12 protein-coding genes are annotated in these 17,759 nt (G+C 70.9%); 6 read left to right on the forward strand and 6 right to left on the reverse strand.

Features of this window, described 5'->3' with window-relative positions:
• Together SNA_RS19060 and SNA_RS41365 are read left to right on the forward strand one after the other, a co-directional pair.
• Positions 1-2,283: a protein kinase domain-containing protein gene (locus SNA_RS19060; RefSeq protein WP_078970001.1), complete on the forward strand. Its 2,283-nt coding sequence runs from the start codon at positions 1-3 to the stop codon at positions 2,281-2,283.
• Complete coding sequence (locus SNA_RS41365; RefSeq protein ID WP_052808936.1) at positions 2,280-4,412, forward strand: serine/threonine-protein kinase; 2,133 nt, start codon at positions 2,280-2,282, stop codon at positions 4,410-4,412. Before SNA_RS19060 ends, SNA_RS41365 begins: the two co-directional genes overlap by 4 nt.
• A 59-nt stretch (positions 4,413-4,471) precedes the next feature.
• Here SNA_RS41365 and SNA_RS19070 read toward each other — a convergent pair whose 3' ends face one another.
• The 5 genes from SNA_RS19070 to SNA_RS42480 all read right to left on the reverse strand — a co-directional run bounded on the left by SNA_RS19070 (position 4,472) and on the right by SNA_RS42480 (position 11,481).
• Positions 4,472-6,565, reverse strand: coding sequence for a SpoIIE family protein phosphatase (locus SNA_RS19070; RefSeq protein ID WP_338059810.1), 2,094 nt, complete (start codon positions 6,563-6,565; stop codon positions 4,472-4,474).
• A gap of 198 nt (positions 6,566-6,763) precedes the next feature.
• Positions 6,764-8,962, reverse strand: coding sequence for an RNA polymerase recycling motor ATPase HelR (helR, locus tag SNA_RS19075; RefSeq protein WP_044365944.1), 2,199 nt, complete (start codon positions 8,960-8,962; stop codon positions 6,764-6,766).
• 463 nt (positions 8,963-9,425) lie between these two features.
• Positions 9,426-10,634, reverse strand: coding sequence for a glycosyltransferase (locus SNA_RS19080; RefSeq protein ID WP_198535087.1), 1,209 nt, complete (start codon positions 10,632-10,634; stop codon positions 9,426-9,428).
• A gap of 179 nt (positions 10,635-10,813) precedes the next feature.
• Positions 10,814-11,266 carry a sugar-binding protein gene (locus SNA_RS19085; protein WP_030065729.1) on the reverse strand — a complete coding sequence of 151 codons (453 nt, stop codon included), beginning with the start codon at positions 11,264-11,266 and terminating at the stop codon, positions 10,814-10,816.
• Positions 11,245-11,481: a hypothetical protein gene (locus SNA_RS42480; protein ID WP_157879985.1), complete on the reverse strand. Its 237-nt coding sequence runs from the start codon at positions 11,479-11,481 to the stop codon at positions 11,245-11,247. The genes SNA_RS19085 and SNA_RS42480 overlap by 22 nt, the downstream gene beginning before the upstream one ends.
• A 329-nt stretch (positions 11,482-11,810) precedes the next feature.
• Between SNA_RS42480 and SNA_RS38400 the strand changes: the two genes are divergently transcribed.
• A complete protein-coding gene (locus tag SNA_RS38400; protein WP_051877253.1) occupies positions 11,811-12,452 on the forward strand; it encodes a hypothetical protein in 642 nt (213 codons plus the stop codon).
• A 139-nt stretch (positions 12,453-12,591) separates the two neighbouring features.
• Here SNA_RS38400 and SNA_RS19095 read toward each other — a convergent pair whose 3' ends face one another.
• A complete protein-coding gene (locus tag SNA_RS19095; RefSeq protein WP_037789533.1) occupies positions 12,592-13,428 on the reverse strand; it encodes a patatin-like phospholipase family protein in 837 nt (278 codons plus the stop codon).
• Between the two features lie 220 nt (positions 13,429-13,648).
• Here SNA_RS19095 and SNA_RS19100 point away from each other — a divergent pair, with 220 nt between their 5' ends.
• From SNA_RS19100 to dacB, 3 genes are all read left to right on the forward strand, one after another.
• Entirely contained in the window at positions 13,649-14,830 is a 1,182-nt protein-coding gene (locus tag SNA_RS19100; protein WP_198535079.1) for a GDSL-type esterase/lipase family protein, read from the forward strand.
• 245 nt (positions 14,831-15,075) lie between these two features.
• The gene (locus SNA_RS19105) at positions 15,076-15,735 is read left to right on the forward strand and encodes an NADPH-dependent FMN reductase (protein ID WP_030065733.1); all 660 of its coding nucleotides are present in this window, start codon (positions 15,076-15,078) and stop codon (positions 15,733-15,735) included.
• 386 nt (positions 15,736-16,121) lie between these two features.
• A complete protein-coding gene (dacB, locus tag SNA_RS19110) occupies positions 16,122-17,741 on the forward strand; it encodes a D-alanyl-D-alanine carboxypeptidase/D-alanyl-D-alanine endopeptidase (RefSeq protein ID WP_030065734.1) in 1,620 nt (539 codons plus the stop codon).
• The last annotated feature ends 18 nt before the right edge of the window (positions 17,742-17,759 follow it).

Here is a 17,759-nt window from a genome sequence, read left to right on the forward strand (position 1 = left end):
GTGGACACACCCCGGCACAACGGCACCCGGCACGACGGCAACGGCAACGGCAACGGCAACGGCAACGGCTCGACGCTGCCGCAGACCCGTCAGCACACCACCCTCACGCAACGGCATCCGGCACACCCGTCGGTCCCGGTCCCGGTCCCGCAGCATCAAGGCCCGGCCCGGATCGGCCCGTACGAGGTCTTCCACCTCCTCGGCGAGGGCGGCATGGGCCGCGTCTACCTTGCTCGGTCACCCGGCTCGCGTCTGGTCGCGCTGAAGGTCATCCGGCCCGAGTACGCCGAGGCGCCGAACTTCCGCGGACGTTTCCGGCGCGAGGCCGACGCCGCCCGTAAGGTGAGCGGCTTCTTCACTCCGCCGGTGCTCGACGCGGACGCCGACTCCCCCCAGCCCTGGCTGGCCACCGCGTACATCCCCGCGCCGTCCCTGCACGACGTCGTACGCGACTTCGGTGTGCTGCCCGAGCCTGCCGTGCGGGCCCTGGGCACCGGACTCGCGGAGGCGCTGGTGGCGATCCACGACGCCGGTCTCGTCCACCGGGACCTCAAGCCCGGGAACGTCCTGGTGGCCGAAGACGGGCCGCGCGTCATCGACTTCGGTATCAGCCGGGCGGTGGATGCGACGCAGGTGACCCGGACGGGCGCCGTGATGGGGACGCCCGGCTTCATGGCCCCGGAACAGATCGTGTCGAGCCGGGAGGCCGGACCGGCGGCCGATGTCTTCTCCCTCGGCTGCGTCCTGGTCTTCGCCGCCACCGGCCTGGGCCCCTTCGGCGCCGGGAACACCGCCGAGATCCTCTACCGGGCCGTGCACGCCCCGCCGCAGCTGACCGACATACCCGACGCACTGCGTTCGCTGCTGGCGGCCTGTCTGGACAAGGACCCGGCCGGCCGGCCGACCACCGGCGCGGTGCTGGCCACACTGGGTTCCGCGGATCCCTCCGCGCTGCTCACGCCGGGTCTGCGGGAGGATCTGGCCCGGCGGCAGGCGCACGCCGCCGTCCTGGTGACCGCGCCTCCGATGCCCGTCACCCCGCTGGTCCCGGCGGCGCCGAGCGGGCCGAGCCGCCGCCGCTTCCTGTGGATCGCCGCGGCCGGCGGCACCGCGGCAGCGGCGGCGGGCGCAGCGGCCCTGGCCGGCTGGGGGTCGCAACCCGACCGTACCGCGGGCCGCGGCAGCGGCAGGGGCACCGCGGTCCGGCCCGGCGCCAAGGTGCCCCCGGGCCCGAAGCCGCAGTGGTCGAGCCCGCTGCGGCGCCTGGAGAACGGACAGCTGCGGCTGCTCGGCGACACGCTCGTGCGCTGGGACCAGACCACGGCGATCGGCTATGACACCGCGACCGGAAAGGAACGGTGGACGGCAGCGCCCCGCCAGCCGTCCGGCGCCAGCGGCAAGCCCACCTGGCTCGGCGTCCAGGGATCGATGCTGTACGCGACGGCCTGGGGCGACCGCGGCTATCTGCTCGGGCTGGACGGCAACGGCGAGCTGAAGTTCAGCCACCCGGTCACCGAGCCGGAGGAGGGGTCCTCCTTCCCCGACACCCTCCACGACGTCTTCTGCGTCGTCGGCTCGGTCGCCCTCCTCGGTGCCTCCGGCGACCAGGGCTACGCCGTATACGCCGTGAACGTCACCACGGGGAAGGTGCTGTGGTCCCGCAAGATGACCGGCAGCGACTTCCACGCCCACTCCGACGGACAGCGCTGCTTCCTGCACGACGGCAGCACCGTCCACGGCCTCGACCTGCGGAGCGGCACGGTGCAGTGGACGGTCCGGGACGTCGTCCGCCCCGGCGACTACCCGAACCTGACCACCGACGGGAACGCGCTGCTCGTCACCAGCACCAAAGTGCAGGCGTTCCGCGCCACCGACGGCCGCAGACTGTGGACCGCCGTCGACGAGCCGACCGTCCTCAACCCCACCACCGTCCTGGGCAAGAGGGCCTACCTCGTGGACGGCCAGGACACCGTCTTCGCCCTCGGCACCGGCGACGGCAAGCAGCTGTGGCACACCGCGAGTCCGCTCTCCCTCGAACCCCGCAGCGCCACCGATCCGGGCCCCTGCGTCTCCTCGTCCCTGCTGGCATACCCCCTGTTCAGCGCCGACACCCCGGGCTTCATCGTCCTGCGCACCGCGGACGGCAAGGTCCTGTGGGCGCACCGGGGTTCGGGCGCCGAAACCAAGAACAAGAGCACGGCGTGGCGATTGCAGATCGCCGGCACCACCGTCTACGCCGCATCCGACACCACCCTCTACGCCTTCCGGAGCGACCCCCGATGACCACGCCGACCACCCAGGCCGACACCGCCGCCCCGCACATCGGGCCGTACCGAGTGATCCGGGAACTCGGCGCGGGCGGCATGGGCCGCGTCATGCTGGCCGCATCGCCCAGCGGCCGTGCCGTCGCCGTCAAGGTCGTACGGGCCGAACTGGCCGCCGACCCCGACTTCCGCCGGCGCTTCAAGGCGGAGGTGGATGCGGCACGCGCGGTCGGCGGCGCCTTCACCGCGCCCGTCGTGGACGCCGACCCCGAGGGGCCGCAGCCCTGGCTGGCCACCGCGTACATCCCCGGGCCGTCGCTCGCCGACGCCATCGAGGCACACGGGCCCATGCCCGAGGCCACCCTGCGGGTGCTCGGCGCGGGCCTGGCCGAGGCGCTGGCCGCCATCCACCGCGCGGGACTGATCCACCGCGACCTCAAGCCGTCCAACATCCTGCTCACCTTCGACGGGCCCCGAGTCATCGACTTCGGCATCAGCCGGGCCGTCGACGGCACGGTGCTCACCGCGGAGGGCCAGATCATCGGGTCGCCCGGTTTCATGTCGCCCGAGCAGACGACCGGGGCCGAACTCGCCCCCGCCAGCGATGTGTTCGCCCTCGGCGCCGTGCTCGCCTACGCGGCCACCGGCATCCCGCCCTTCGGCACCGGCGCGGCCCACGCACTGCTCTACCGGGCCGCCCATGAGGCGCCCGAGCTGGACGGCGTCCCGCAGGCCCTGCTCGGCACCGTCGCCGCCTGCCTCGACAAGGACCCGGCCCGGCGGCCGACCGTTGCGCAGTTGCAGGGGTGGCTGCGGCCGTCGACCACCGCGGGCTGGCTCGGCGCGGTCGAACTCCAGGTGGCCGAGTCGGAGCGCAGCCTCCACGACGCGGTGCGCACTCCGCTGCTCAGCCGGCGTCGGATGCTCTTCGGCGGCGCGGTGCTCGCCGCGGCCGCGGCCGCCGGAGGCGCCGCCCTGCTGCTCCGCTCGCGCGACGGGGAAACGCCCGCCACGCCCGAGCTGTCCTGGACCGGGGACCTTCCCCAGTCCGACATGTCCCTGCTCAAAGTGGCCGCGTCCACGCTGCTGTGCGGCGGGAAGACCTCGGGGGCCTGCTTCGACCGGGCCACCGGCAAGCTGCTGTGGAAGGACCTCAGCGGCCAGAACACCGCCGCCCTCGCGGACGACAAGCGCGTGTACACGGTACGCACCGACGGCAAGGTCCACGGCCTCGACGGCCGCTCCGGAAAGGAGCTGTGGGCCACGTCCCCGACCGGATCGGGCGCGCCGCACCTGGAGTTCGCCGGCGGCTCGCTGATCGTGACCACGGGCGACCACGGGCGCTTCCAGGGCGTCGACGCCTCGACCGGAGCGGTGCGGTGGAAGTCGCCGGACATGGGCGCGCTCACGGTGGTCGGTACGACCGAGGCGGGCCGGCTGATCGTCTGGGGCAGCGTCGCGAAGACGTCCACGACCGCGATGCTCAACGGCTACACCGCCCTCGCTCCGGACACCGGCGACCGACTGTGGTCGAAGGACCTCGTCACCCTCTACCCGCCGGCCAAGGGCAAGGTGCTCTATGGCATCGACGGCGAGATGAACCTGCTCGCCCTCAAGGACGCCGACGGCGGCACACTGTGGAGCAAGCCCACGGCCCTCCCCTCGACGAACAGTCAGATCCTGATGTACGAGGGGTCCTTGAGCCTGCACGGCAGCACCCTGTTCTGCTATCCGGGCACCGGCGCCAACGGGTCGACCAGCGGGCTGCTCGCGGCCTTCGACGCGGCGACGGGCAAGACGCTGTGGAGTGTGCGGACCGGGGCCCGGGGAAACCGCGGCTACGACGTGTCCGGCACGACCGTCTGCTATCTCGACAAGGTCCTGCACGCCGTCGACGCCCGTACCGGAGCGGCCCGTTGGACGGCCGGTTCCGGCCTCGGCACCCTCCAGTTCCTGGGCGCCGTACGCCACCTCTTCCTCGCCGCGGGCCCGAAGGGGCTGTACGCCTTCCACGCCGGAACCGGCAAGCAGGTCTGGACGTACCCGGTCAGCGGCGGCTCCGGCTACTGGTCGGCGTACCCCGTCGGTGACCACCTCTTCGCCAGCTCGTCCGGCAAGCTCTTCTCCTTCTCGGTGCCCGCGGCATAGGGGCCACCGCATAGGGGAAACGGCGCAGGGGCCACGGCACAGCACCCCGTGCCGGCCGGTCACTCCTGCCGGCGGTGCACCCGGGCGAGGAGCAGAACGGTGTCGTCGGCGGGTGAGCTCGGTACGAGGCGGGTGAGGATCCGGTCTGCCGCTTCTTCCAACGAGTCCGGGATCCGGCCCAGTTCCGTACGCAGTGCCTCCAGCCCCTCGTTGATGTCGTGGCCGCGCGCCTCGATGAGGCCGTCGGTGTACAGGGCGAGGGTGGCACCGTCGGGCAGGTCCAGCTCCGTCGTACGGAAGGGGGCGCCGCCGACGCCGAGGGGGATTCCCAGGACGTCGTCGATGAGCTCGATCCGGCCGTCCGGGTGGCGTACCAGGGGCGGCGGGTGGCCGGCGCTGGCGATTCTGGTGCGTCCGGTGGTGGGGTCGTAGCGGATGTAGAGGCAGGTCGCGAGCTCGATGCCCGCCTCATGGGCGCACTGGTCGAGTTCGGTGAGCAGCTCGTCCGGTTCCTGGTCGTGCCGGGCAAGCGTCTTGGCGGTGATGCGCAGCCTGCCCATCGCCGCGGCGGCCGAGACGCCGTGTCCCATGACGTCGCCGACGAGCAGGGCGACGCGGTGGTCGGGCAGGGCGACCACGTCGTACCAGTCGCCGCCGACCTCGGTGAGGTGGCTGCCGGGCAGGTAGCGGTGGGCGATGTGGAGGTAGGGGCCGATCACCAGGGAGCTGGGGAGGAGGGCGCGTTGGAGGGTGAGCGCGATGTTTCTCTCGCGGCTGTACAGACGCGCGTTGTCCAGGCAGAGCGCGGCGCGGGAGGCGAGTTCTCCGCCCAGGCCGAGGTCCTGCTCGGTGAAGGCCGGCCTGGCAGCGGACCGGCCGAAGACGGCGAATCCCTGAACCGTTCCGCGGGCGATGAGCGGGGCGAGGAGGAGAGAGACGAGATCGCCGTCGGCCAGCATCCGCGCGCGGTTTTCGTCCAGCACGGTGCGCACCAGGAACTCCTGGTCCAACGGGACGCAGATCGGACGGCCGGTGCGCAGCATCTGGTGGATGGCGGAGCCCGGCGGGTAGTGCACGACTTCCCGCGCGCTCATCAGCCCCGTCAGGGAAGAGGGCAGGACGCTGCCGAAGGCGATGCGGCGGGTGACCACCGGCAGTGCCGGGTCGAAGGCCATATGCTCGTCCATCCATTCCACGAGCTCCACGACGGCTCCGTCGGAGAAGTCCGGAACCGCGGTGTCGACCAGCTCCTGGGCCGTGACCTCCACGTCCAAGGTGGTACCGATCCGGGCGGAGGCCCGGTCCAGCAGCGCCAGCCGCTGACGGGTGGCGGTGGCCTCCACGATGGCCTGCTCCCGGTCGGTGACGTCCACCAGCAGTCCGCCCAGGCCCGACCGCGTGCTCACCGCCTGGGTGAGCGGGAAGAAACTCACCGACAGGACCCGGTCCTGGTCCGGGTGGCCCCGGGTGCGCACGCCCACCAGCGCCCCGGTGACGGGCCTGCCGTCCGTGGCGACGGCACGCAGCATCCGCTCGTACTCTCCCCCGTCCGAGGCGATCATGATCTCGGTGAGCCGTCGCCCCAGGTGGTCCCCGATGGGGAGCCCGTCGATGTCGGCGAGGGCCTGGTTGAGGTGGAGGTAGCGCAGGTCTTCGTCGAGCATGACCAGGCCGATGGGACAGGTCTCGAAGAGGGCGTCGAGGAAGGCGAGGTTGGTCTTGACCCGGTCCAGCTCGTCGCCCCGGCTCGCCAGGACCATGACGACCGCATGCTCGGCGACGCCGGTCACCGGGAAGACCCGGAACCCGCAGCCGAAGACCGTACCGTCCCGATGCCTGGCGGACAGGCGACCACGCCAGTAGCCCTCGGTCCGGCCTCGCTCGGCCATACGGGAGCAGGCGTCCGGACGGTCCCCGGGAGCGGCGGCGAAGAGGAGAGCACCGGGCTCCGAGAGGGCCTGCGTGGCCCGGTAGCCGAAAAGATCCTCCGCACCAGGCCCCCAGTAGCAGATCCGGTCCTCGTCATCGAGACCGAATACGGCAACGGGCACATGCTCCAGCAACGACCCGGGCTCGGACCAGAGCGGACCTCGAGCCTTCCCGACGCTCGGCCGATCTGATGGCACCGACTGCCCCTTCCACCCTCCGTACACGGTGGCTCGCGCATAGTGTCCGGTCCGCCCTCCGCACGGCAGAACGGCTCCCCTCAATTCTGCGCTTGCCCCCTGTACGCGGACACTCGGCGAGATCCCGACTCGCCTCCTCGCTCCAGGCGGGCTGCCCCGGCACGGCTCGGCCCCGAATGGTCGGCCCCGGTAGCAGGCATGCGTCAGGCATGCGTCCGGCCGACGTCAGGAGCTGGTGAGGATGACGAGTTGCTGGGTCGCCCGGGTCATCGCGACATAGCGGTCGACCGCTCCTCCCACGCCCTCGCCGAATTCCTCCGGGTCGATGAGGACGACCAGGTCGAACTCGAGCCCCTTCGACAGCTCCGGGGTCAGCGACCGGACGCGTTGGCCGGCGCGGGCCGTCGTCCGGAAGGTGCCCGCTCCGATGTCACCGGCGCCGATGACGCAGGCGATCCCCTCGGCATGTGCGGCGAGCCAGGTGTCGAGGACCGCGTCCAGGTCCGAGACCGAGCCGTGCACGACGGGGACGCCGCTGCCGCGGATGGACGTCGGCACATTGGCGTCCGGGAGCGCGGCGCGGATGACCGGCTCGGCTTCCGCCATGATTTCTTCCGGCGTCCGGTAGTTGATGCTCAGCGAGGCCAGGCTGATCCGGTCGAGCCCGATCCGCTCCAGCCGTTCCTGCCACGACTCCGTGAACCCGTGCCGGGCCTGGGCCCGGTCCCCGACGATGGTGAAGCTCCGGGACGGGCACCGGAGCAGCAGCATCTGCCACTCCGCGTCGGTCAGTTCCTGGGCCTCGTCCACCACGATGTGCGCGAACGGTCCGGCGAGCAAATCCGGCTCGGTGGTGGGCAGTTCGGACTCGTCGACCAGGCTGACCTGGGCGTCCTGGCCGCGCAGCATCCGCACCAGGCCCTCGCCGTCGTCACCGTCGGCGCCGGAGTCGGCTGCGGCCTGGATCAGGTTGTCGACGACCTGATCCATGCGCTCGCGCTGGGCGGCGAGGACGGCCTTGTGCCGACGCTTTCGTCGTGCCTGCTCCGGGTCGCCGAGCCGCTGCCGCGCCGCGTCCAGGAGCGGCAGATCGGACACCGTCCAGTCCTGGGGAGCCTCCTTGCGCTGCAACGTCCGGACCTCGTCGCGGCTGAGCCAGGGAGCGCACATCCTCAGGTAGGCGGGTACCGACCACAGGTCTCCGACGAGGTCGGCCGCTTCGAGCAGCGGCCATGCGCGGTTGAGGGTGGTGACCAGCTCTTCGTCGTGCCGCAGCGACCTGCGGAAGAGATCGGGCGAGACCTCACCGTCGTACTTGTCCATGAGGATGGTGACCAGTTCCTCCCAGATCTGCTCACGCGCCTCGTTGTGCGGCGTACCTGGTTCCGGTGCTTGGAATGCCTCGGCCCAGTCGTCGGCGCTCAGCCAGATGTCGGACCAGTCGGTCGTGACGGTCATCCCTTCGGCGGGCGGCTCTTCGTAGAACCTGACGGCCGTTTCGATCGCCTTCACCATGTCCGCGGACGACTTCAGGCGGGCCACGTCCGGGTCGGCCTCGATCGCCGCTCCGGCTCCCTCGGCGACGAGGTCCCGCAGGGTGCAGGTCTGCACGCCCTCCTCGCCGAGGCTGGGCAGGACGTCGGCGACGTAGGCCAGGTAGGGCTGGTGCGGACCGACGAACAGCACGCCGCCCCGGCGGTGCGCGAGGCGAGGGTCGGAGTAGAGGAGATAGGCGGAGCGGTGCAGCGCGACGACGGTCTTCCCCGTACCCGGACCGCCGTCGACGACGAGAGCGCCGCGGGATCCCGCGCGGATGATGGCGTCCTGGTCGGCCTGGATGGTGCCGAGCACATCGCGCATCCGCGGCGAGCGGTTGCTGCCCAGGCTGGCGATGAAGGCGGACTGGTCGTCGAGCGCGGCATGGCCGACGAACCCGTCCGAGGTGAACACCTCGTCCCAGTAGTCGCTGATCCGGCCGCCGGTCCAGCGATATCTGCGACGGCTCGCCAGACCCATCGGGTTGGCGTGGGTGGCTCCGAAGAACGGCTCGGCCGCGGGGGAACGCCAGTCGAGCAGCAGCCGACGGCCCGCGCTGTCGGTGAGGCCAAGTCGTCCGACGTACAGGGGCTCGGGATGGTCCGCGCTGACCATGTGTCCGAGGCACAGGTCCAAACCGAAACGACGCAGTGCACGCAGGCGAGCGCTCAGCCGGTGGATCTCCGTGTCCCGGTCCATCGCCTGCCTGCCTGTGCCGCCGGGCGCCTTGCGCTCGGCATCGAGGCGGTCGGACACCTCGGCGATCGACTGCTCCAGGCACTCCGCGAGGGCCGCGAAGTGCTGCTCGTCGCCCGCGATCAGCGTCGGGTCGGCCTTGGACGAGAGACGGTCGGGAAGGTCGAATGCGCTGGTGGTCAGAGGGTTCACGTCATCAGCTCCGAAGCTTCGATCTGAGGCCGCTTGCGACCATGGCGCGCGGCGAGGCGTCCGGAATACCGGCATGACGAACCTGGGGGCCACGACGAGCGACACAATGCTTCGCCCGGTGTGGACCCCATGGCCGTTGTCGGTTCAGGTCGCCGGGGTGTGCAGGTTCGTGTGTTCTGGTGTTTGCGTTCCGGTGTTTGCGTTCCGGTGTTTGCGTTCCGGTGTTTGCGTTCCGGTGTTTGCGTTCCGGGGGCCTGGCTCGACGAACCCGCGTGGTTCACGCGGGCACGGGCGGCCTCTAGGGCCCTTCTGATGGATCTCCGTGGGAGAAGGAGCGGCGTCCGGTGCGTGCTCTCGGCGTGCCGCGCGGAAGTCCTCGTAGCGGCGCTACTTGGGATTTCGTGCGGTGCGGCGAGAGGGCGTGCCGGACGCCGCGACGCCGCGGAGATCCATCAGAAGGGCCCTAGCGGCTGACCTCGTCGAGCAGCGTCCTCGCGGCCACCGTGGCTCCGTCGGCGCGGATCATCCCGGCCACGGCGGTCGCCCGTGCACGGGTCTCGGGGGCCAGGGCGGTCCCGAGCGCGGCCGACAGGGACTCGGCGGTCGGCGTCGGACCGTCGTGTGCCACGCCGATGCCCAGGTCGGCCACCCGACCCGCCCAGTACGGCTGGTCCGCCGCCTGCGGGACCACCACCTGGGACGCGCCGGCCCGGGTGGCCGTCGTCGTGGTGCCCGCGCCGCCGTGGTGCACGACGGCGGCCACCCGGGCGAACAGTGCGTGCTGATTGACCTCGCCGACGACGAAACAGTCGTCCTGGCCCTCGATCGGGGCCAGGCCGGCCCAGCCACGGGCCACGACCGCGCGGCGGCCCTGCGCGCGGACCGCCTCGATGGCCACCTGGGCGACGTCCGTGGAGCCGTGCATCGGCATGCTGCCGAAGCCCACATACACCGGTGGCGTGCCGACGTCCAGAAACGCCACCAACTCGGCCGGGAGCGGGTGCACGTCGGAGAGGATCCACGCGCCGGTCTGGACGACGTCGAGGTCCGGTGTCTGCTGCCACGGGTCCAGGACCGGGTCCGTCGCCAACCACGGCCGGTCGCCGAGGACGTAGGCGCGGACGTCGTCCACCGGGGGCAGGCCGTTCGCCACCCGGTGGGTGTTGAGCGCCTCACCGAACAACGCGTTGATGCTCTGGGCGTCCAGGTCCCACAGCACCCGGTTGTCGGTCACCTCCGGCGGGAACGGCCGGCCCGGATACGCCAGCGGCGGGCGGTGCCGCGACGGCAGGGTGAGCTGCTGGAAGGTCACGGAAACGGAGCGGATGCCCAGCATCTCGGCCACCGAGAGCGCACCGGCCGCGGCCGGCATCATGCCGGTCACCACCACCACATCGCATCCCTCGGCCGCCGCGGGGATCGCGTCGAACTGTCCGGCGACCACCTCGGCCGCACGCTGGGGCAGGGACGACGGCGGCGGCGCCGCCTTCGTCCACGCACGCGCCGACCGCCCGACGGGCACCAGCGCCACACCGACACCGGCCAACCGCTGCGCGAAGTCCTCGTCCGGCGGCGCGCACACCCGCACCTCCGCACCGAGCGCCCGCAACTGCACCGCGAGTCCCACAAGCGGCTCGACGTCCCCCCGCGACCCATACGTCGACAACAACACGCGCACTTCGCGACTCCCATTTCCCCCGGTCCTGGCTTCGGCCGGTAATTCTGCGGCACCACCGGGGCCTTGCCGCAAGCCCCCTGGTGCGCTATATCTTGAGAGTGGCAAGGAGTGGCTGACCTCCTTGCCTTTCTCTTTTGCCGTCCGCCGTGGGCCGTCCGTTACACCGTCAGCCGTTACGGGGTCGGACGCGACAAGGTGCGAGGACCGCCGACGAGTGGGACGCCCGTGCGTCGGGGCTGATCGCGGGATGCCTTGGAGCGCACCCTCTGGGCCGCGGCCTGCGGAATCTCGGCCGGCCGTGTCGGTCGGCCCGGCGGCGGGACACCGCCGGGCAGGCGCAGGGCGCCCCATACGTACGGGTCGGCCTGGGCGCTGCCGAAACGGGACCAGGCCAGACGGGTCTTGCCGGTGTTGTCCTGGGTGTCGGAGTCATAGAGGAGAACGTTGGCGGTCAGACGGTCGGGGTCGACGGTGGCGGGCAGGTCGGCGAGCGGGATTTTCGCTTCGCCCGAGTAGCCCTGGTAGGGGACGGTCTCGACGGAGGCGACCGTGATGCCGGGGGCGGTGGTGTCTGCGGACCCCTTGACGGTCACCACGCCGGTACTCAGCCCCGGCTTCTCCTCCACTGCCCGAACGTGGCCAGGGACTGGAACTCGTCATCCGGATGGGCACCGATGAACAGGACGTCGGTATGCGCCGGATCCGGCTTCATCGAGGAGGCGGTGGTGTGCGTCGTCGGCTCGGCCTGTGTGGTGCACGCGGCCATGGTGAGCGCACTTGCGGCCAGCCCTACCGCGCACAGCGCAGCCGGCAGGGCGCATCGAGGCTTCGAACGTGTCAAGGAGCCCTTTCTCCTGTTCAAGGACGCCAACACATGCGGCCCCACAACTCTCACATCCGGTGGCGACCATCCCCCGCGCGACATCTCCAACTTGGCGCATTCACATCCCCACTAAGGGGAACGACCCCTGGCGAGGCAAACCCGAACACCCCATGCTGGTGCTCCCGTTCGGCTGGTGAGGCGAACGCAAGTGCCACGTACTCGGAGAGCGGTCTGGAGGACCATTGGGTTAATTGCGGAGAAAGACGAGTAACATCCAGCCAACCACAGAGACCGATCACGCGAGAGAGAGCGGGTGTGCCATGTCAGACTCGGAATTCACTGCACAGGTGACTGCCAAGCTGAAGAGCATCACGGAAGAGATCGACGAACTGCAGAAGCTCAAGGCAAAGCTGGAGGATCTCCAGCAACACCTCGGAACAACACCTCGTCGGGACGAAGCCGACGAAGCTGTCGCACCACAGCACTCGGAGGCCGACACCGAGGTGGAGAACCCGGTGACCGTGCCTCCGGCGCGACGCGCGAAGGCTTCCGTCCCCAAGGCCCGGCCTGCGAAGAAGACCCCCTCGAACTCGAAGGCGGCTGGACGCGCGAAGGAGCCGCGCAAGGCCACGTCGGCGAAGGGCACCACGACGGCGAAGGGCACCACGACGGCGAAGGGCAAGGCGCGGCGGAAGAACCCCACCCGCGCCGACCGTCTCCTGGGGCTGCTCACCGAGCAGCCGCGCACGGTCGCGGAGCTGACAAAGGTGCTGACGGAGGAGCATCCCCAGCATGCGGCGCCCGAGACCGCCGTACGCAACACCTTGGAGACCTCACTCGTCGCCAAGGGTCTGGCACACCGCAGCAAGCAAGGACGGAACGTCTTCTACTCCCTCCCCGCACCGGCTCTTGAGAGCGGTAGCGAAGGAGCCCAGGACGCCGGCCCTGTCGAGGAGAACACGCAGGAAGTCGTTCCTGCTTCGGCCTGACGGCTCCGCCCCCATCACCCCCATCCGCCGCCCCGCCTGCCTCAGCTCGGCCGACACCACTCGGACTCGCCGCCGCTCACCTCTTCCCCAGCGCATGAACGGCGGTCGCGCAGTCCCTCATGTCTCGTGTCTTCAGGGGCTACGCCCCACTCCAGAGCGCTGCGACCGCCGGGGCGGCGGCGCGTCCTTGGGCGAAACCGGCGTGGCCGGCGGGGGTGCGCGTGGTGGGGACCAGCGGGTCCGTGCCGAAGGCGGCGCGGGCGGCGTCATCGGGGGTGACCACCTCGATACGCCCGCGCCCGGCTATGGCTGCGGCGTCGGCCTCCAGCGTCGCGTCGGGCATGGGGGCGATTGCCAGCACGCGGGTGTGGTCGGCCGCCAGGTCGAGGTTGGTGAGGGTGCGGATGCCGCCGTCGATGTACCGTGCGGCGCCTATCGTGACGGGGGGCCAGACACCGGGCACGGCACAGCTCGCCGCCACCGCGTCGACCAACGAGACACCCGACGTACGGTCGAAGAGCCGGCTTTCGCCCGTGGCGGCATCCACCGCGACCACCCGCAACGGGCGTGCTGACCAGGTGTGGGAGGGCAACCGGGCCCCGATGACCGCCCGGCGGTCGGCCTCGGGAACGGTATCCGCGGCCAACGCCATCTCCGCCATACGGCGGCGGCGCTCCAGTGGGTCAAACACCTCCGTGTCGAGTTTCTCTCCGAATGCGAAGACCTCGGCAAGAGCGCCCTCCCTGGGTATCAACTCACGCTTTTGGAGGGCGGGTTCGACCTGGGCTCGGTAGAGCGAGGCCAGATCGGCGCCGCTGGCGACCTGCGCGGCGACCACCGAACCCGCCGAGGTGCCGAGCAGAAGCTCCGCATCGCTGACATCGGTCCCCGCATCGGCAAGACCGGCCAGTACGCCCGTCATCCAGGCAATCCCGGCCACACCGCCACCACCGAGCACCAGTGCGCGATCGTTCACCACGTACCTCTCCCCTTCGCTTGAGCACCGGTCCTGTGCAGTGCCGTGCCCTGTCAAACTCGCGGCTGGTCAGGGCTATTCCCGACGGTTCCCGGTCCGCACGGGGGAAATCCGTGTGCGCATCGGACATCCGGTTGACAGGCTGAGGTCATGAACGCCCAGCTCGACGACGTCCGCGGCCTCCGTAGGGAGAGCGCTAAGGCGAGCAAGAAGAAGAACGATGAGGAGGGCAACGGTGACTGACTGGATCACCACACCCGTCGAGCCCCGCCTCCTGCGCGGCGCCCTCGATGTGGAACGCACCGAGCACGGCGTACTGCCCCACCGGCTGCCCGCCTGGGCCCGGAAGCAGTTCGCGGATCCGTATCTGGCCATGGTCGAGACACAGCCCTCGGGCGTGCGGCTGGCGTTCCGTACCCGGGCCACCGCCATCGAGCTGGACGTACTCCCCACCAAGACGGTCTACCAGGGCGCTCCGGTCCCCCCTGACGGCGTATACGACCTGGTCGTCGACGGGCAGCTCATCGGCCGGGCCAGTGTGCCCGGAGGCAACACGCACACCATCGATATGGCCACCTGGTCCGCGGTCACCCGGCCCGGCCCGGCCGGCACCGCCCGGTTCGCCGGGTTGCCCACCAGTGTGAAGGACATCGAGATCTGGCTGCCGCAGACGGAGATCACCGAGCTGATCGCGCTGCGCACCGACGCTCCGGTGGAGACCGCGCCGCACCACGGCCGCAGGGTGTGGCTGCACCACGGCAGTTCGATCAGCCATGGCTCCACGGCCGAGAGCCCGACCGCGACCTGGCCGGCGCTGGCCGCCACCCGGGGCGGCGTCGAGCTGGTCAATCTGGGATTCGGCGGCAACGCCCTGCTGGACCCGTTCACCGCACGCGCCATGCGGGACACCCCCGCCGACCTGATCAGCCTCAAGGTCGGTATCAACCTGGCCAATGCCGATCTGATGCGCCTGCGCGGCTTCTCCCCGGCGGTCCACGGCTTCCTCGACACCCTCCGCGAGGGTCACCCGACCACGCCGTTGCTGGTCATCTCCCCCGTCCTCTGCCCCATCCAAGAGGACACCCCGGGCCCCGTGGCACCGGACTTCGACGCCCCGAAGCCGCGCTTCCGGGCCCTTGGCGACCCATCCGACCGCTCCAGCGGACGGCTGACGCTCACCATCATCCGGGACGAGCTGTCCCGCATCACCGCACAACGCTCGGCCGACGACCCGAACCTCCACTATCTCGACGGCCGCTCCCTCTACGGCGAACCGGACTTCGCCGAACTGCCCCTCCCCGACCAACTCCACCCGGATCCCGCCGGCCACCGCCGTATGGGCGAACGCTTCGCCGACTGGGCCTTCGGGGACGGCGGACCGTTCGCCGTGGGCGGCGGCTGAGCGGCGGCTGAGCGGTGGCTCAGCGACGCGCCGACCCGGCGAAGCGCGGGTGACCCGCCCTGAACCTTTCCGACGCGGTCCCGGCGAAGGCCGAGCCCAGCAGCGCCAGTTGCTGCGTCGCGAAGCGCCTGAGCCGGAGTCCGGTACGCGCCTGGCGCGCTGCTCCCCGGCTTGTCGCGCCTGCCCCTATACGCTGCTGGCCGGAACGGCCGCCGGGGCGCGGCGCCTGCCGGAAGGACGTCATCATGGCCACGGATGCCCACCTCAGCCCGCTGCGCGTGCTTGTTCTCGGTGCTTCGCTGCGGTCCGGTTCGACCAATTCCCGTCTGGCCGCCCTCGTCGGCCGCATGATGGGCGAGGCCGGGGCCGACGTCGATCTGGCCGCGATGCGGGACTTCGACATGCCGCTGTACGACGGCGATCTGGAGGCCGCGAACGGGGTGCCGGACGGCGCGCTGGCGCTGCGCGACCGGCTCGAACGGTCTGACGCCTTCGTCCTGTCCTCCCCCGAGTACAACGCCTCCGTACCGGGCGTGGTGAAGAACGCGATCGACTGGGTCTCGCGCGTCCGGCCGCAGCCGTTCAAGACCAAACATGCCCTGCTGCTCTCCGCCTCGCCGTCCCTGGTCGGCGGCAACCGGGGGCTGTGGGCGCTGCGGGTCCCGCTGGAGCACCTCGGCACCCGTGTCTACCCCGATATGTTCAGCCTCGCCGCGGCCCACAAGGGTTTCACCGACGACGGGCAGCTGGCCGATTCCGGGCTGCATCAGCGTCTGGGGGAGACGGTCTCGGCCTTTCTGAGCCTGGTCGAGGCTGACGCCCGGTACGTGTGTCTGCAACGCCGGTGGTACGAGTTCCTGGGCGACCGTACGGAAGCGTCGGTGACGCAGCGGGCGGAGGACTGAGCCGGATCGCGTCGAAGCGGGTGAGCTCCCCTGTGAAGGAGGCCGGGTCCTCGGCCCAGAGGGCGCGCATCGCGGCAAGGTACTCGTCGGTGCACCGCCCGCGCCCGGCGAAGGGGACTCCGAGCGCTGCGAACTCCTCGGCAAGTCGTCCGGACGAGCGGGACCACCCGCCCCGGTCCGCCCCGGCGTGCGCCGCAGAAGACTCCGGGGTCGGCGGTGACACTGACGGCGTGCCGTGAAGGGGTGGCGGCTGAGGCGTACGGGGGACCCGGGGCCGTGCATTGCGCGGATGCCGTGGTGCGGCGCAGTACGTTCGGGAGGCGGCGCACAGCGGTACGTACGCGAGGAACGACACGATCGGCGGGGTGCGCATGTCCTCATCCGTCATGCCACACAGGGGTCGGCGGCGTTTCGGCCGACGGCGCGTTCTCGGCGGCCTGGGGCTGGTGCTGGCCGTCGGTGCGGTCGTGGCCGGTCTCGTCCAGGCGACGCCGTCACCCTCGCCCTCGCCCTCGCCGCATCGGCTGGATCCGCGGATCGCCGCGATCATGCGGAAGCCGACGTACGGGCACGCCCAGTGGGGGCTGTTCCAACAGAATCCGGGCAGTGGTGAGGTGGTGCAGTCGCGCTACCCCGACCAGTTCTTCATCCCCGGGTCCTCGGCCAAACTCTTCAGCGTCAGCGGCACGTGGCACAGCCTCGGCAGCGACTACCGGTTCATCACGCCTGTTCATGCCGTCGGGCATCGCAGTGGACCCACGCTGAACGGCGATCTGGATCTCGTCGCGCAAGGGGATCTGACGCTCGGCGGCCGTACCCGCAGGGACGGTACGGTCGCGTTCACCAACGTCGACCACACCTACGCCAATGACTTCCCGGGAGCCACGCTCACCGCGCAAGACCCGCTGGCCGGAATCGACCAGCTGGCGCGGCAGGTGCGGGACGCGGGCATCACACGGGTCGAGGGGGATGTGGTCGTCGATGCGCGGCTGTTCCGACCCGATTCGACGCTGCGCCCGACCCCCAAACCGTTGATCATCAATGACAACCTCATCGATCTGCTGACGTCACCCGGCGCCGGTCCGGGCTCACCGGCGCGCCTGGAGTGGCGCCCGAAGGTGGCGCCCTACCGCGTCACCTCCACCGTCCGCACCGTCGCGGCCGGCCGGCCCACGAGTATCCACGTCAACGCCTCCCCGGACGGCACCCGCATCCGGCTGTCCGGCACCATCGCCGCCGGCTCCGCACCCGCCCTGCGGGTGGCTCCGGTCAAGGACCCCAACGCCTTTGGACGCACCGCGCTCATCGAGGCGCTGAAGCGGGTCGGGGTGGAGGTGCGCGCGGGTGCCACCGGCCCCAATCCGGACTACCGGCTGCCGGCCTCCTACCGGGGCGCCCCGGCGGTGGCCCGGTATTCCTCCCCGACGTATGCACAGTACGCCCAGCTCATTTTCAAGGTGAGCCATAACCTCGGAGCGAACCTCGGCATCTGTTTGATGGCGACGCGCACGGGAAGTTCCAACTGCCAGGACGGATTCCCCGTCCTCGCGCAGTTCCTGGACGATGCAAAGGTCGATCGCCAAGCGGTGCAGCTCGCCGACGGGCGCGGAGGAAATCCGGTCGACCGGACCACCCCGCGGGCCCTGGCGCAGATGCTGACGTACTGGCAGCACACTTCCCAGGCAGAACGCTTTCGCAGGTCACTGCCGATTCTGGGGGTGGACGGGACCTTGGCGGGCGCCTGCCGCGACTGCCCGTCGCGGGGGAAGGTCTTCGCCAAGACCGGCACCGTGGCGGGCGGCGATGCACTCAACGACCGGCTGGCCGTGGGCGCCGAGACCGCGGCCGGTTATCTGGAAACGCATAAGGGGCATTTCGATGTGTTCTTCGTCGGAGTGAATGGGGCGTCGACGTCGGGTGCCGATGTCAGTGGGGTGTTGGAGATGGGGAATGACGTGGCGGATATTGCCGCACGTCTTCAGCAGGATGCGGCCGGGCGGGGCTGAGCGCCGCGTCGGGTGAGG

The organism is Streptomyces natalensis ATCC 27448, from assembly GCF_000935125.1.
GTDB lineage: Bacteria > Actinomycetota > Actinomycetes > Streptomycetales > Streptomycetaceae > Streptomyces > Streptomyces natalensis.